We start from the raw sequence: 15,170 nt of genomic DNA, 5'->3' as shown, positions 1-15,170 counted from the left end.
CAACACGACATGAGTCAGGAAGCCACCTCATCCCTACCTAGTCGATCGGAACACGGGACGGGAGTCGCGAAGCGCGACAAGCGCAACGCGTTCACCGCGGCATGGCTCGGCTGGTGCCTCGACGGGTTCGAGACCTACGTCGCGGTGCTCGTCGGCCACCAGGTCGTCGGCAGCCTCGTCGCGCCCGACGCCTCCGCGCTGTACTTCGCCGGCATCCTCGCCATCACGCTCGCCGCGTGGGCATGCGGCGGCATGATCTCCGGCGTGCTATCCGACTATTTCGGTCGCCGGCGCGTCCTGATGTTCGCGATCATCTGGTACGCCGTCTTCACCGGGCTCACCGCCCTCGCGCCCAACTACTGGTTCTTCATCGGGTTCCGCTTCCTCACCGGCCTCGGCATGGGCGCGGAGTGGGGACCGGGAGCGGCGCTCGTCTCCGAGATGTGGTCCAACCGCACCCGCGGACGCGGCATCGCGTTCCTGCAGGGTGGGTTCGGCGTCGGCTTCATCCTCGCCACGGTGGTGTGGACGTTCGTCAACAACGACCCCGGGTCGTGGCGGTACATGTTCCTCATCGGCGTGCTTCCCGCACTGCTGGTGATCTTCATCCGCCGCTACGTCAAGGACCCGAAGCTGTGGATCGACGCCGACGACCGCCGGCGGGAGGCACGCAAGCGCAAGCGGGCGGGACAGACGCTCGACAAGGACGACACCGCACTCACCACCTTCACGATGACGCACATCTTCGCCGATCCCGTGCTCCGACCGCGGGTCGTCAAGCTGCTCGTCCTCGCGACCGTGACGCTCGGCGGCTGGTGGGCGGTGTCGACCCTGGTCCCCCAGTTCGGCGCGGGCATGGCTGCCGTCCAAGGCGGCAATCCGGCGGCCGCGGCTGCGGCGGTCGCGCTCTGGTACAACGTCGGCGGGATGCTCGGCTACTTCGCCATGGGCTTCTTCAACGACTTCTTCGGGCGCAGACCCACGATGATCGTGTACTTCGTCGGCGCACTCATCATGAACGTCGTACTGTTCAGGTTCGCGGGGCCCGACGCACTGCGATGGGCGGCGCTGGTCAACGGGTTCTTCACCCTGGGCGTGTTCACCTGGATGGCGACCTGGCCGGTCGAGCTCTTCCCGACCCATGCGCGCGGCACGGCGATCACCATCATCTTCAACGCGACCAGGTTCATCGTCGCCGGGGCGACCCTGCTCTCCGGGTACCTCGTCGACGCCTTCGGGTCGGTCAGCACGACCGCCCTGGTCATCGGCTCGATCTACGTGTTCGGGCTGATCTTCACCTTCTGGGCAGGACCCGAGACGAAGGGCAAGCCGTTGCCGTCCTGAGCCGACCCAAGGTTACCGATCGGTAACCTGACGCGCCGGCCGAAATCCCCGAGCAACCGCGTTACCTCGACCGGGTCACCTCGTTGCTCAAGGGGAGCGCAGGCGGCGCATGCGGCCACCGCTCCTGGCTGCCCGCCGAGTCAACCCCCCGGGACTCGGCGGGCAGCCTTCGTTCCGCCGTGCGCGGCACCGGAATTTCCGCCCCAGCCCCCTCGTTGCATGCACAGCCCGCCCGACAGGTGTCGAGAGCGAACCCGCAGCGAGAGAAGGCACGCAGGTGGCAACGAGGGAACTGACCGAGGCGAACTTCAGCCAGGTCGTGGACGACAACGCGATCGTGCTCGTGGACTTCTGGGCCACCTGGTGCCCACCGTGCCGGATCTTCGGCCCGATCTTCGAGAAGGCGTCCGAGCGCCACCCCGACATCGTGTTCGGCAAGGTCGACACCGACGCCGAGCCGGCACTGGCACAGGCCCACGACGTCATGTCGATCCCGACGATCGTCGCCATCCGCGACGGGATCGTCCTGCACGCCCAGGCCGGTGCCCTGCCCGAGCGGGCACTCGAGGAGCTGATCGGCAAGGTCCGCGCCCTCGACATGGCGACGGTCCACGACGAGCTCGCGAACCGGCAACAGGCAGGCTGACCCCGCGAGACATCGGGCACCTCCACCCAGGCACGCCGGGGTGGAGGTGCCCTTTCGCACCTCTGATTGACACCCAGTCCACGCTCCCGGCAGGATCGTCCGCGATGGACAGAGGTCAGGACTCTGGCGGGAGAGTCGCGGTCGTCACCGGCGCGGCTCACGGGATCGGCCGTGCCATCGCCGAGCGTCTCGCGACCTCCGGCACCGTCGTCGCGGTCGCCGACGTCGACGGCGAGGGCGCCCGCGCCACGGTGGCCGCCGTCGAGGCGGCCGGTGGCCGGGCCACCGCGCACGTCGTCGACCTGGCCGTACGCGACCAGCGCGCCGCGCTCGTGCCGGCCGTGATCGGGGACCACGGCCGCGTCGACGTCCTCGTCAACAACGCCGCCACGCTCGGGGCACGGCACGACCTCTTCGCGCTCGACGAGGACGACTGGGCAACGGTCATCGCGACCAACCTCACCGCGACGGCGTTCCTCAGCCGCGACGCCGGCAGGGACATGGCGACGCGGGGGGCCGGCGTGATCGTCAACCTCGCGAGCCTGCACGCCCAGCTCCCGCTCCCCCGGCACGTCGCGTACGCCGCGAGCAAGGGCGGCATCTCCGCGCTGACCCGCGCCCTCGCCGTGGAGCTCGCTCCGCACGGCGTCCGCGTCAACGCCGTCGTCCCCGGCATGATCGCCTCCGAAGCACTGATGCACGAGATCGACGACGTCTCCGGCGGCTCGCCGGCCGGACCCGAACCGTCGACCCTGGTCGGCCGGCTCGGCAGGCCGGAGGAGATCGCGAGCGCCGTCGCGTACCTCGCGTCGGACGAGGCCGCGTTCGTCACCGGTGCACTCTGGCAGGTCGACGGCGGGCGGGCGATCAGCCGCAAGCCCGACCCGCTCTACCGGCTATAGGCTGAAACTCGACGTCGACTCGGGAGAAGGACAACAGATGACGCCCGTTCCGCATGGTGCCATCGCGGCCCTGGCCACCCCCCTCGACGAGCGCGGCGACCTCGACGAGGCCGGCCTGACGAAGCTGGTCGACCGGGTCGTCGGAGCCGGCGTCGTCGGCATCAGCCCGACCGGCTCCACCGGCGAGGGCGCGCGGCTGAGCCGGGCACAGCGGCTCGAGGTCACCAGGCTCGTCCGCGAGCGCGTCCCCGCGGGGATGCCGGTGATCTCCGGTGTGCCGCTGGCGTCGGTCGCCGAGGGACTCGACGAGCTCCACGGACTCGCCGAGCGCGGTGCGACCGCGGCGCTCGTCGCGCCGCCGTACTACTACCCGCTCCAGGACACCGAGGCGCTGCGGTTGTACGAGGACCTCGCCGAGCGGTCACCGCTGCCGGTCGTCCTCTACAACATCCCGGTGTTCACCAAGGTGAGCTTCGCGCCACACGTGGTCGGAGCGCTCGCCGCCCACCCGAACATCGCGGGCATCAAGGACAGCAGCCGCGACATCGAGTACTTCCAGAAGGTGCTCGCCGCGACCGAGGGCACCGACTTCGCAGTCGTGACGGGCTCGGACACCTATCTCGTCGCGTGCCTGCTCGCCGGCGCGACGGGCACGATCGCCGCGAGCATCAACCTCGTGCCGCACCTGCCGGTCGGCATCTACGACGCGGTCGTTGCCGGCGACCTCGGCGAGGCACTGCGCCTGGAGCGTGAGCTCTGTCACGTCATCCACCTCTGCCGCGGCGGCACCCCGCCCGTGGCCTGGAAGGCGGCCCTGGCCCACGTCGGCGTCTGCCAGCCCTACCCCGCCGCGCCCGCCTCGATGCTGACGCCCGAACAGCACGACACCCTGATCCGCGAGCTGACCACCCCGCGCGTGCTCCCGTTGATCACGTAAACGTGATCAACGTGGACTTCACCTCGTGCAGGGACGAGGTGAAGTCCACGTTCGTGAGGTGAGGCCGCGGCGCCGTCCACGTCAGCTGCGGCGGCGCTTCCGCAGGACGAACCAGAGCAGCAGGCCGCCGGCGACCGCGCCGACGATCGGCACCTTGTACTTCGCGACGAAGCCCGAGACGCCGGTCAGCTGGAGCAGGTCGAGTGCCTCGGCCGGCTGCGAGCGCGGCGGCACCGATGCCTCAACGCCCGGGCTCGGGGACGGCGTCGCGGTACTCGAGGCCGACCCGCCGCCATTCGTCGCGGAAGCCGCCGACCTGTCCTCCTGCAGGGTCTGCGCGAGGTTGTCGGCGAACTGGCCGATCAGCCGGCCGCCGACGTCCTGGAGCATGCCGCGACCGAACTGGGCGGGACGGCCCGTCACGGTGAGGTCGGTGACCACGCGGACCGCCGTGCCGCCGTCCGGGGCCTCGGCGAGCGTCGCGGTCACCGTGGCCTTCGCCGTGCCGGATCCACGGCTCTCCTTGCCCGCGGCCTCCATGACGACGCGGTGCGCGGCCTCGTCCTTCTCGGCGAAGCGCGCGTCGCCCGCATAGGTCATCGCGATGGGGCCGACCTTGACGCGTACCGTGCCGGCGAACTCGTCGCCGCGGACGTCGAGGACGGTCGCCCCCGGCATGCACGGCGCGATGCGTTCGACGTCGAGCAGGACGTCCCACGCCTCCTTGACTCCGACCGGCACGGTGAACTCGTGCTCCAGCTCCATCGACACCCTCTCCTCAGAACGCTTGTGGAGCCGCAAGCGTCGTGCGGTCTCCACGCAGCATTCTTACAGGCCGGCCGCCTTGGCCACCGCCCGTCCGGTGAGGACGCGGGCGAGGTGCTGCCGGTAGTCGGGTGACGCGTTCTGGTCGGCGCTCGGACTGGTCCCCTCCGTCGCGTGCTCTGCCGCCGCCGCGACCGCGTCGGACGACGCGTCACCGCCCGCCAGGGCCTGCTCCACGGACGTGCATCTGATCGGCACCGAGCCCATGTTGGTCAGCGTGACCCGTGCCTGCGCGACGGACCCGTTCTCGCGGCGTACCGCCGCCGCGACCCCGACGATCGCCCAGGCCTGCGCGGTGCGGTGGAACTTCTCGTAGTGCACGCCCCAGCCGCCGAGCTTCGGCACCCGCACCTCGACGAGCACGTCGTCGGGCTGCAGCACCGTCGTCAGGTAGTCGACGAAGAACTCCCGGGCCGGGACGGTACGGCGACCGCCGCCGTTCGCGATCACCATCTCCGCGTCGAGGGCGACCGCGACGGCCGGCAGGTCGCCGGCCGGGTCGGCGTGGGCGATCGAGCCGCCGACGGTGCCGACGTTGCGCACCTGCCGGTCGCCGACCGTCTCCGTGGCCAACGCCAGCAGCGGCGCGTGCTCGCGGACGAGCGGGTCGGCCAGGACGTCGTGGTGCGTCGTCATCGCGCCGATGACCAGCGCGTCGCCGTCGTCTCGCACCCCGCGCAGCTCCTCGACCCGGCCGAGGTCGACGAGCACGGTCGGCACCGCCAGACGGAGCCGCAGCACCGGGACCAGGCTCTGGCCGCCGGCGAGGAGCTTCGCGTCCTCTCCCGCCTCCGCCAGCGACGACACCGCCTCGTCAAGGCCGGCCGGGCATGTGTAGTCGAATGCCGCCGGGATCATCGCGCACCGTCCTTCGCCTGCTGGATCGCCCGCCAGACCCGTTCCGGTGAGCAGGGCATCGCCACGTCGGTCACGCCCATCGGGCGAACGGCGTCGACGATCGCGTTGACCACCGCGGGCGTCGACGCGATCGTGCCCGCCTCGCCGACGCCCTTCACCCCGAGCGGGTTAGTCGTCGCCGGCGTCTCGGTGCGGCTGGTGGTGAACGCCGGGAGGTCCGCGGCCGTCGGCGGGGTGTAGTCGACGAAGGTGCCGGTGACGAGGTTGCCCTCCGCGTCGTAGATGGCGTCCTCGTACAGCGCCTGGGCGATGCCCTGCGCGATGCCGCCGTGCACCTGGCCGTCGACGATCATCGGGTTGATGACGTGGCCGACGTCGTCGACGGCGACGTACGACCTGATCGACGTCATGCCCGTCTCGGTGTCGACCTCCACGGCGCACAGGTGCGTGCCGTGGGGATAGGAGAAGTTCTCCGGGTCGAACGTCGCGCTCGCGTCGAGGCTCGCCTCGAAGCCCTCGGGCAGGTCGTGCGCGGCGAACGTCGCGAGCGCGATGTCCTGGATGGTCTTCTCCGACCCCGGGCTGCCCTTCACCTTGAACGTGCCGGCGACGAACTCGACGTCGTCCTCACTGCACTCGAGCATGTGGGCGGCGACCTTCTTCGCCTTCTCCACGACGCGCTGGCACGCCATGACGGTGGCGGCGCCGCCGACCGAGAGCGAGCGCGAGCCGTAGGTGTCCATGCCCTTAACCGATGTGCGGGTGTCGCCGTGCAGGATCTCGACGTCCTCGAACGGGACGCCGAGCTGGTCCGCGACGATCTGGCTCCACGCGGTGTCGTGCCCCTGCCCGTGCGGTGACGTGCCGGTCACCACCTCGACCTTCCCCGACGCCAGCATGCGGACGTCGGCGTGCTCCCAGCCGCCCGCGGCGTACTTCAGTGCGCCCAGCACGCGCGACGGCGCGAGACCACACATCTCGGTGTAGGTCGAGACGCCGATGCCCAGCTGCACGGGGTCGCCGCGGTCGCGGCGCTCGGCCTGCTCCCTGCGGAGCTCGTCGTAGCCGAACGTCGACATCGCCTGGTCGGTCGCCGCCTCGTAGTTGCCCGAGTCGTACGTGAGGCCGGCGACGGTCGTGAACGGGAACTCCTCGTGGGTGATCCAGTTCTTGCGCCGTACCTCCATCGGGTCCATGCCCAGCTCGGCCGCGAGCTCGTCCATCATCCGCTCGACGGCGTAGGTCGCCTCGGGTCTGCCCGCGCCGCGGTAGGCGTCGGTCCACGCCGTGGTGGTGAAGACGCCCGTGCAGTCGAAGCGGTACGCGGGGAACTTGTAGATGGCGTTGAACATGAACGCGCCGAGGATCGGGATGCCCGGCGTCACCAGACCGAGGTACGCGCCCATGTTGGCGAGCAACTTGACACCGAAGCCGGTCACGGTGCCGTCGCGCCTGGCCGTCAGGTCGAGCTGCTGGATCTGGTCCCTGCCGTGGTGGGCGGCCTGCAGGCTCTCGCTGCGTGACTCGGTGTACTTGACCGGCTTGTTGGTGCGTTTCGCGACGAGCAGCGCGATGACCTCCTCAGGGGTCACCTGCAGCTTGCCACCGAAGCCGCCGCCGACGTCCGGCGCGACGACCCGGAGCTTGTGCTCGGGGATGCCGGTCGTCAGCGCGAGCATCAGTTTGAGGATGTGTGGGATCTGCGTCGCCGACCACATGGTGAACGAGCCGCCCGTCGGCTCGACCACGACGCTGCGCGGCTCCATGAACGCGGGTATCAGACGCTGCTGCACGTAGCGCCGGCTGAGGTGGACCTCGGCCTCGGCGATCGCGTCGTCGATGGAGCCGCCGGTGCCGGCCTCCGCGGAGTCGAAGATCCAGGTGTACGACTTGTTCGTGCCCTTCGACTCGTGCACCAGCGGGCTGCCGTCGGCGAGCGCCGCCTCCATGTCGAGCACCACGGGCAGCGGCTCGTAGTCGACGTCGATGGCCTCGAGCGCGTCGAGCGCCGTCGCCTGGTCGCGGGCCGCGACCACTGCGACGGCCTCACCGGCGAACCGCACCTCGTCGACCGCGAGCGCCGGGTGGTCCGGTGTCACGATGTCGTCGGTGACCGGCCAGGCGCACGGCAGCGCACCCTGCTCGTCGGCGAGATCTCGTCCGCTGAACGCCGCGATGACGCCCGGCAGCGCCGCCGCCGCGGAGGTGTCGATCCCCGTGATCCGCGCGTGCGCCATCGGGCTGCGCAGGATCGCCAGGTGCACCATGCCGCGGATCGTGATGTTGTCAGTCCACAACGTGCGCCCGGTGATCAGCCGCTCGTCCTCCTTGCGGAGGCGGGCCATGCCGACCTCTGCGGGACGGTCCGAGGTGACGGTCATGAGGACACCTCCGTCTTCGAGCCGGCTCCGCGCTGCTCGCGGAGGTCGGCGGCCGCGGCCTCGACGGCGCGGACGATGTTCTGGTAGCCGGTGCACCGGCAGAGGTTGCCCTCGAGCCCCTCGCGTATCTCGCGCTCGTCCGGATCGGGGTTCTCGTTGAGCAGGTCGCAGGCGGCCATCATCATGCCCGGGGTGCAGAAGCCGCACTGCAACGCGTGTGTCTCGTGGAACGCCTTCTGGACCGGATGGAGCCCGCCGTTCTCCCCCGTCGGCAGCAGACCCTCGACCGTCGTGACCACCTTGCCGTCGGCCTGGACGGCAAGGACGGAGCAGCTCTTCACTCCATGACCGTCGAGCAGCACGGTGCATGCTCCACAGTTGCTGGTGTCGCACCCGACGACGGTCCCCACCTTGCCGAGGCGTTCACGCAGGTGGTGGACCAGGAGTGTTCGCGGCTCCACGTCGTCGTCGTACTTGACTCCGTCGACGGTGACGCTGATCGCAGTCATGAGGCAGCCTCCAGAGTGAGCATCGCAGCGAGAACGGGACTCGGACAATCGGTACCGGGCGTAACTGAGCGAGGAGCGGAACGAAGGAGGCTGACGGGATATGCAGTCATGTGCCCTCCTTGGCGCGGATCACTGTGGCGTGGGTCACACGCACACGTTGAACCCGAGTCAAGACCTCGGAGGGAGGGAATGCAAGAGCCTGGATTTCAGATGGTGATCACGGCTCGGCGTCAGCGGCGGCCCAGGGCCGCGACGACCTGCTCCAGCGCGGCCAGGCTATGCCCGGCGACGAGCTCGTCGACGTACGGCAGCGCGGCGACCATGCCCGCGGTGAGCGGCGCGAAGCCCTCCTTGCCCTTGTGCGGGTTGACCCACACGACCCGTCTCGCCAGTCGCGACAACCGGTGCATCTGCTCGCCGAGGAGGTCCGCGTCGCCACGCTCCCAGCCGTCGCTGAACACCGCCACCACCGCCTGCCGCGCGGTGCCCCGCTGGCCCCACCTGTCGAGGAACGCCTTGAACGCCTCACCGAGCCTGGTGCCGCCGCTCCAGTCGGGAATCGCCCGCGAGCCCGCGGCGAGCGCCTCGTCGGGGTCGCGCTGCCGCAGCTCGCGGGTGATCCTGGTGAGCCGGGTGCCGACGGTGAAGACCTCGGTGGTGGCGGGACGCAGCCGCACGGCGACGTGGGCGAACCTGAGCAGCGCGTCGGAGTACGGGCGCATCGACCCGGACACGTCGACGAGGAGGACGAGCCGGCGCGGCTTGCGCCGGTGCGTGTGCCTGCCCAGCGTCCCGACCTCGCCGCCCGACCGCAGCAGCCGCCGGACGGTACGCGGGACGTCGACCCGGCCGCGGTGCGACGGCCTGTTACGACGCGAGACCCGGTCGGGGGCGAACGGCTGCAGCAGCGCGACGAGCCGCCGCAGCTCCGCCCGCTCGGCCGGCGACAGGTGCGCGACGTCGCGATGGCGGAGCACCTCGACGCTGCTCGCCGTCGTGGTCTCGTCGACCTCGGACTCGTCGCCGTCGGCCAGGTCACCGTCGACGCCGAACAGGTGGGTCTCCCTGCGCGGCGCGGCCTGGCGTATGGCGGAGTCACCCGGCGCGAGGTCGGCGCCGAAGTAGGTGGCGAACGCCTCGTCGTACGTGGGCAGGTCGTCGGGCTCCGCGCACAGCGTGACCCGGCCGGCCCAGTACACGTCCGACGCGGAGGTCACCCGCAGCTCGCCGACCGCCTCCAGCATCGTCTGCACGCGTTCCGGGGACGCGTCGACGCCGGCGTGCCGCAGCACCCGCGCGAACCCGAGCAGCACCTCGGTGGCGTCGCGATCCGGCGAGCCGAGCGTCATCCGTCAGTCCTCGGCGAGGAGTGCGGCGAGGGTGTGCTCGCGTACGCGGTCACCGTCCTCGCGGTACTTCAGCACCGCACCGAGCGACGCCGCCGCGAGGTCGGGGTGCAGCTCGCGGGCGCCGAGCGCGTGCAGCGCGCCGGCCCAGTCGATGGCCTCGGCCACGCCGGGCGGCTTGAGCAGGTCGAGCTCGCGCAACCGCCGCGTCACCCTGGCGACGTCCTCTGCGAGCCGTGCGGTCACCTCCGGCAGGCGGGCACGCAGGATCGCCACCTCGCGCTCGTAGCTCGGGTGTTCCACCCAGTGGTAGAGGCAGCGGCGCTTCAGCGCGTCGTGCACCTCGCGGGTGCGGTTGGACGTCAGCACGACCAGCGGCGGACGGGCGGCGGTGATCCTGCCGAGCTCGGGCACGGTGATGGCGGACTCCGACAGCACCTCGAGCAGGAACGCCTCGAACTCGTCGTCCGCCCGGTCGATCTCGTCGACGAGCAGGACACTCGGATCGTGCTCGAGTGCCTGCAGCAGCGGCCGGGCCACCAGGAAACGCCTGTCGTACAGGCTCTCCTCGAGCTCGCCGGCGTCGACGCGTTCGCCGCCCACCGTCGCGGCCGCCTCGATCGCGCGGACGTGCAGCAGCTGTCGCGGGAAGTCCCAGTCGTACAGGGCCTGCGTGGAGTCGAGGCCCTCGTAGCACTGGAGTCTGACAAGCCAGGAGCCGGTCACCTCGGCGAGGGCCGCCGCCAGGGACGTCTTGCCGACACCCGCGTCTCCTTCGAGGAACAGCGGGCGTCGCAGCCGCATCGCGAGCCACGCCGCCGTGGCCAAACCCTCGTCGGCGAGGTACCCGGTGGACGCGAGTGCGTCGGTGAGCGCAGTGGGTGTTTCCGTCACGCGCCCACTATCGCACCACGCCGTCACATGCGAGCCTGTCCTGCCAAGACGTGGCACACTGTCCAGACGTCCGACCAATGCTAGGCTGCGGCTGTCGACGGAGCCCATGGGGCAGATGGAGGGCTGCGACATGTGGCAACCGGTGAACCAGACAGGCAACATCTCCCAGCGCATCGTCACGCAGGTCGAGAAGCTGCTGTCCGACGAGAAGCTCAAGCCGGGCGACCGGCTGCCCGCGGAGCGCGAGATGGCCCAGCTGCTCGGCGCGAGCCGTCCCTCCCTCCGAGAGGCGGTCCGGGTGCTCCAGGCCCAGGGCCGGCTCGTCGTCAAGCACGGGCAGGGCGTCTTCGTCGCGGAGCCCCGTTCCGAGCAGGCACTGCGCTCGGCACTCGGCAGCGCCGAGATCAGCGTCAACGAGCTCTTCGCCATGCGCGACGTCCTCGAGGTGCCGGCCGCCGGCTGGGCAGCGGAGCACCTCACGCCCGCCGACGCGACCGAGCTCCGCGGCATCCTGGGCGAGCTCGACATGGCGTTCGAGGACGACCCGCAGGACTTCCAGCGTCTCGCCAAGCTCGACGCGGGGTTCCACCTGAAGATCGCCGACATCGCCCGCAACAGGTTCCTCAGACAGACGAGCCACGTCCTGCACGACATCCTGCTGTCGGGCATGCAGACGACACTGCTCATCCCGGGGCGCCGGCAGAAGTCGCAGGTGCAGCACCAGCGCATCCTGGCCGCGCTCGAGGCCCACGACGCGCCGGGCGCACGGCGTGCCGCGCGGGTCCACATCAGGAGCGCCCACCAGGCCGCGCTCGAACGCGTGACCGACGAGCGCGACGGGACTGTTGGCGCGGCGAGCTGAGGCCCGCACATGTGACACTCGTCCCGTTGACTGGCGCGCGGGCCCGCCCCTAGGCTCGACTTGGCAAGAGGTCAGACCTCGGAGGTGCAGATGTCAGACACAGCGCCCGATTTCCTCGTCCACCGCGACGGCGACAGTGTCGCCGTCGCCGTGCGGGACCTCACTCCGGGCACGGTCCACGGCGGGTGTCTCGACGGCACCGGCGACCTGTCCGCCGAACTGCGTGACCCGGTGAACCTCGGGCACAAGTTCGCACTCGTCGACATCGCCGACGGCGCCGACGTCACCGAGTACGGCGTACGGGTCGCGCTCGCCACGCGCGCCATCGGCAAGGGCGAGCACGTCCACGTCCACAACGTGAGGAGCGCCAGATGGCAGACCAGCGTCGCCTGACCGGCTACCGCCGACCCGACGGAACCGTCGGTATCCGCAACCACGTCGTCATCCTCCCCGTCGACGACCTGTCGAACGCCGCCGCCGAGGGCATCGCCAGCCTCGTGCCCGGCACCCTCGCGCTCCCCCACGCGTACGGCAGGCTCCAGTTCGGCGAGGACCTCGAGGTCACCTTCCGCACCCTCATCGGCACCGGGCGCAACGCGAACGTCGCCGCGGTCGTCGTCGTGGGCATCGAGCCGAACTGGGCGAACCGCGTGGCCGAGGGCATCGCCAAGAGCGGCAAGCCGGTCCACGCGCTGTCGATCGAGCGCAACGGCGACCTCACCGTCATCTCGCAGGGCGCACGCGTCGCGCAGCGGTTCCTCCAGGACGCGGCGGAGCTGACCCGCGAGCCGGTCGAGCGCCACGAGCTCATGCTGTCGATCAAGTGCGGCGAGTCCGACCCGACCACAGGACTCGGATCCTGCCCGACCACGTCGCAGGCCGTCGACCGCTGGATCGAGGCGGGCGGCACCGTACTGTTCGGCGAGACCACCGAGCTCACCGGCGGCGAGCACCTCATCGCGGAGCGCTGCGCCGACGACAAGGTCCGCGCGAAGTTCCAGGCGACGTACGACAGGTACATCGAGATGGTCGAACGGGCAGGCGCCAACCTGCTCGGCTCGCAGCCCACCCAGGGCAACATCACCGGCGGCCTCTCCACTATCGAGGAGAAGGCGATGGGCAACATCGCCAAGACGGGCACCAAGCCCGTCGTCGGCGTCCTCGAACCCGCCGAGGCACCCACGACCACGGGGCTGAACTTCATGGACACCTCGTCGGCGGCCGCGGAGTGCGTCACGCTCATGGCGGCGGCGGGCGCGGTGCTGCACCTGTTCCCCACCGGCCAGGGCAACGTGATCGGCAACCCGATCGAGCCGGTCGTGAAGCTCACCGCCAATCCGCTCACGGCAGAGACCATGACCGAGCACATCGACCTCGACTGCTCGGGCCTGCTGCGCCGCGAGTGCACCCTCACCGAGGCCGGCGACCAGCTGATGGAGATCTCCGACCGCACGATCAACGGCCGGCTCACCTGCGCGGAGTCGCTCGGTCATCGGGAGTACGTGTTCACGAAGCTCTATCCGAGTGCCTGAGGGGCGGGTCGACGTCGCGGTCGTCGAGGACGTCTGGGGTCCGGCGTTCGACGCACTGGCGTCCGACCTCGTCGTGACCCGCACCCCCGACGCCTGGACGCGACCCGACGAGCTGCCCGCCGTCCTCACCGGCACGCGGGCGCTCGTCGTCCGCAACCGGACGACCGTCGACCGCGCGCTGCTCGCCGGGTGCCCGTCGCTGCAGGTCGTGGCGCGCGCCGGGGTGGGGCTCGACAACATCGACATCGGCGCGGCCGACGATCTCGGTGTCGTCGTCACCGCACCACTCGGGGCGAACGCCGTCAGCGTGGCCGAGCACACCCTCGGCCTCGCGCTCGCCGTGGCGAGGCACACGATCCCCCTCGACCGGTCGGTCCGGTCGGGGGAATGGAACCGCAGGCCGGGTCGTGAGCTCGCGGGCGGCGTCTGGGGGATCGTCGGCTTCGGCGCCACCGGCCGTGCGGTGGCGCGCGCGGCGCGCGGCCTCGACATGGAGGTCGTCGCCCACGACCCGTACGTCGACGAGGCCACAGCCGGAGTGCCGATGGCACCGCTCGACGACGTCGTCGCGCGGGCCGACGTCATCAGCGTCCACCTCCCCGCGAACCCGGACACCAGAGGCATCGTCGACGCCGGCCTGCTCGCCAGGACCAAGCCGGGCGCCATCCTCGTCAACGCCGGTCGTGGTGAGGTCGTCGACGAGGCCGCACTCGCCGAAGCGCTCACCTCGGGTCACCTGTTCGGTGCGGCACTCGACGTGCGCGCCGACGAGCCACCGGCGCCGGGTCCGCTCGACGGGCTCGACAACGTCGTGCTCACCCCGCACATCGCCGGCATCACGACCCAGAGCCAGGAACGCATCGCGGACATCCTCGCGGGCGACATCAGGGCGGTGCTCGACGGCACCCCGGCGCGCTCGGCCGTCGGGATCGCCCGACCCGCGCGCGGAGGTGACCGGCCGTGAAGACCGCGGGAACGGCGCGCCGGCATGCCGCCGACCTGCTGGCGGCCACGGGCATGCCGGCCGACCGCGCGACGCGGTCGGCCGAGGCGATCGTCACCGCCGACGTGTGGGGCGTGCCGTCGCACGGCATGATGCGCCTGCCCTACTACCTCGACCGGCTCGTCGCCGGCGGCTACCAGCCCGCCGCCGAGCTGAGCGCCGTGCGCGACACCGGCCCGCTCGTCGCCTACGCCGGCGACGGTGGTCTCGGCCACTGGCAGCTGTGGGAGGCCGCCGAGCTCGCCGCGAGCCGGTGCGCCACGTACGGCATCGCGGCCGTGAGCGTCGCCGACTCGGGACACTGCGGGGCGCTCGGCGTCTACACGCTGCCGATGGTCCACGCCGGAGTCGTCGGGCTCGCGTTCTCCAACGGGCCCGCCGTGATGCCGCCGTGGGGCGGCACTGCTCCCGTGCTGTCGACGAGCCCGCTCGCGTTCGGCATCCCCGGCGAGCCGCCGTCGATCGTCGACCTCGCCACGAGTGCCGTCGCGCGCGGGAAGATCGCGCAGCACGCCAGGTCCGGCACCGAGCTGCCCACGGGTTGGGCGTTCGACGCCGAGGGACACCCGACGACCGACGCGACCGCTGCCCTGCACGGGATGCTCGCCCCGCTGGGTGGTGCCAAGGGCTTCGCGCTGGCGTTCGCGGTCGAGGCGCTCACGGCCGGACTCGTCGGACCGTCGCGCTCGACGGAGGTCGTCGACATGTTCCGGCCGGACGACGCGGCGAAGCGTCAGGGCATCTCACACCTGGTCGTCGCGCTGTCCCCCGAGCTGTGCTCACCCGCAGGCGACCCGGCCGACCGCCTGTCCGCCCTCGCCACGTCGGTACGCGAGGCCGGCGGCCGGGTGCCCGGCCAGGGCCGCGTCGACCCGCGTCACGTCCCCGACGACCACCCGCTCGACATCGACTCGACCGTGGTCGAGGAGCTGTCGACCTGGGCCGACCGCCTCGGCGTCGCGCGCTGACCGACCTCCGGTGGCCCTGCTGGCCACGTTGATCACGTTAACCTCGGTCTTTCACACCTGGTGGGGCGACACGGGGTGTGGTGATGCGAAAGTGCCTTGTCTGCAAGGGAAACTGGGACTTGTCGACGGTCCTGTTGCTCTTGGAGAAAGGCACTTCGCGGGT

The 15,170-nt window shown here is 71.0% G+C and carries 15 protein-coding genes; 9 read left to right on the top strand and 6 right to left on the bottom strand.

The genetic code is table 11. The features are described from left to right. The first annotated feature begins 9 nt into the window (after positions 1 to 9). From GEV10_03865 to GEV10_03850, 4 genes are all read left to right on the top strand, one after another. Positions 10 to 1,344, top strand: coding sequence for an MFS transporter (locus GEV10_03865; protein ID MQA77612.1), 1,335 nt, complete (start codon positions 10 to 12; stop codon positions 1,342 to 1,344). Between the two features lie 277 nt (positions 1,345 to 1,621). After that, positions 1,622 to 1,990, top strand: coding sequence for a thioredoxin (gene trxA, locus GEV10_03860; protein ID MQA77611.1), 369 nt, complete (start codon positions 1,622 to 1,624; stop codon positions 1,988 to 1,990). Positions 1,991 to 2,094: 104 nt separating this feature from the next. Continuing rightward, the gene (locus tag GEV10_03855; GenBank protein MQA77610.1) at positions 2,095 to 2,892 is read left to right on the top strand and encodes a glucose 1-dehydrogenase; all 798 of its coding nucleotides are present in this window, start codon (positions 2,095 to 2,097) and stop codon (positions 2,890 to 2,892) included. A 37-nt stretch (positions 2,893 to 2,929) separates the two neighbouring features. Further along, positions 2,930 to 3,829, top strand: a complete 900-nt coding sequence (locus tag GEV10_03850) for a hypothetical protein (GenBank protein ID MQA77609.1) — start codon at positions 2,930 to 2,932, stop codon at positions 3,827 to 3,829. A gap of 81 nt (positions 3,830 to 3,910) precedes the next feature. Here GEV10_03850 and GEV10_03845 read toward each other — a convergent pair whose 3' ends face one another. From GEV10_03845 to GEV10_03820, 6 genes are all read right to left on the bottom strand, one after another. Next, complete coding sequence (locus GEV10_03845; protein MQA77608.1) at positions 3,911 to 4,594, bottom strand: carbon monoxide dehydrogenase; 684 nt, start codon at positions 4,592 to 4,594, stop codon at positions 3,911 to 3,913. A gap of 63 nt (positions 4,595 to 4,657) precedes the next feature. Continuing rightward, a complete protein-coding gene (locus GEV10_03840; protein ID MQA77607.1) occupies positions 4,658 to 5,512 on the bottom strand; it encodes a xanthine dehydrogenase family protein subunit M in 855 nt (284 codons plus the stop codon). After that, entirely contained in the window at positions 5,509 to 7,893 is a 2,385-nt protein-coding gene (locus GEV10_03835; protein ID MQA77606.1) for a molybdopterin-dependent oxidoreductase, read from the bottom strand. The genes GEV10_03840 and GEV10_03835 overlap by 4 nt, the downstream gene beginning before the upstream one ends. Next, positions 7,890 to 8,402, bottom strand: a complete 513-nt coding sequence (locus tag GEV10_03830; protein ID MQA77605.1) for a 2Fe-2S iron-sulfur cluster binding domain-containing protein — start codon at positions 8,400 to 8,402, stop codon at positions 7,890 to 7,892. The genes GEV10_03835 and GEV10_03830 overlap by 4 nt, the downstream gene beginning before the upstream one ends. 230 nt (positions 8,403 to 8,632) lie before the next feature. Continuing rightward, a complete protein-coding gene (locus GEV10_03825) occupies positions 8,633 to 9,751 on the bottom strand; it encodes a VWA domain-containing protein (protein MQA77604.1) in 1,119 nt (372 codons plus the stop codon). 3 nt (positions 9,752 to 9,754) lie between these two features. Beyond that, positions 9,755 to 10,750, bottom strand: coding sequence for an AAA domain-containing protein (locus GEV10_03820; GenBank protein ID MQA77603.1), 996 nt, complete (start codon positions 10,748 to 10,750; stop codon positions 9,755 to 9,757). 7 nt (positions 10,751 to 10,757) lie between these two features. Here GEV10_03820 and GEV10_03815 point away from each other — a divergent pair, with 7 nt between their 5' ends. From GEV10_03815 to GEV10_03795, 5 genes are all read left to right on the top strand, one after another. Further along, a complete protein-coding gene (locus GEV10_03815; GenBank protein MQA77602.1) occupies positions 10,758 to 11,504 on the top strand; it encodes an FCD domain-containing protein in 747 nt (248 codons plus the stop codon). A gap of 90 nt (positions 11,505 to 11,594) precedes the next feature. After that, on the top strand, positions 11,595 to 11,897 hold the full coding sequence (locus tag GEV10_03810; GenBank protein MQA77601.1) for a hypothetical protein: 303 nt from the start codon (positions 11,595 to 11,597) through the stop codon (positions 11,895 to 11,897). Then, entirely contained in the window at positions 11,876 to 13,036 is a 1,161-nt protein-coding gene (locus tag GEV10_03805) for a D-galactarate dehydratase (GenBank protein ID MQA77600.1), read from the top strand. The genes GEV10_03810 and GEV10_03805 overlap by 22 nt, the downstream gene beginning before the upstream one ends. Continuing rightward, entirely contained in the window at positions 13,029 to 14,000 is a 972-nt protein-coding gene (locus GEV10_03800) for a phosphoglycerate dehydrogenase (protein ID MQA77599.1), read from the top strand. Before GEV10_03805 ends, GEV10_03800 begins: the two co-directional genes overlap by 8 nt. After that, a complete protein-coding gene (locus GEV10_03795) occupies positions 13,997 to 15,007 on the top strand; it encodes an Ldh family oxidoreductase (GenBank protein MQA77598.1) in 1,011 nt (336 codons plus the stop codon). Before GEV10_03800 ends, GEV10_03795 begins: the two co-directional genes overlap by 4 nt. Positions 15,008 to 15,170: the final 163 nt, after the last annotated feature.

The sequence above is a fragment of the Streptosporangiales bacterium genome (genome assembly GCA_009379955.1).
In the GTDB taxonomy this organism is placed as follows: domain Bacteria; phylum Actinomycetota; class Actinomycetes; order Streptosporangiales; family WHST01; genus WHST01.
This window is presented reverse-complemented; position numbering and strand designations above follow the sequence as displayed.

Coding starts and splice junctions, on each gene's coding strand:
- GEV10_03865 (MQA77612.1), top strand. CDS start 10: ATGAGTCAGGAAGCCACCTCATCCCTACCTAGTCGATCGGAACACGGG.
- GEV10_03855 (MQA77610.1), top strand. CDS start 2,095: ATGGACAGAGGTCAGGACTCTGGCGGGAGAGTCGCGGTCGTCACCGGC.
- GEV10_03850 (MQA77609.1), top strand. CDS start 2,930: ATGACGCCCGTTCCGCATGGTGCCATCGCGGCCCTGGCCACCCCCCTC.
- GEV10_03845 (MQA77608.1), bottom strand. CDS start 4,594: ATGGAGCTGGAGCACGAGTTCACCGTGCCGGTCGGAGTCAAGGAGGCG.
- GEV10_03840 (MQA77607.1), bottom strand. CDS start 5,512: ATGATCCCGGCGGCATTCGACTACACATGCCCGGCCGGCCTTGACGAG.
- GEV10_03835 (MQA77606.1), bottom strand. CDS start 7,893: ATGACCGTCACCTCGGACCGTCCCGCAGAGGTCGGCATGGCCCGCCTC.
- GEV10_03830 (MQA77605.1), bottom strand. CDS start 8,402: ATGACTGCGATCAGCGTCACCGTCGACGGAGTCAAGTACGACGACGAC.
- GEV10_03825 (MQA77604.1), bottom strand. CDS start 9,751: ATGACGCTCGGCTCGCCGGATCGCGACGCCACCGAGGTGCTGCTCGGG.
- GEV10_03820 (MQA77603.1), bottom strand. CDS start 10,750: ATGGGCTCCGTCGACAGCCGCAGCCTAGCATTGGTCGGACGTCTGGAC.
- GEV10_03815 (MQA77602.1), top strand. CDS start 10,758: ATGGAGGGCTGCGACATGTGGCAACCGGTGAACCAGACAGGCAACATC.
- GEV10_03810 (MQA77601.1), top strand. CDS start 11,595: ATGTCAGACACAGCGCCCGATTTCCTCGTCCACCGCGACGGCGACAGT.
- GEV10_03805 (MQA77600.1), top strand. CDS start 11,876: ATGGCAGACCAGCGTCGCCTGACCGGCTACCGCCGACCCGACGGAACC.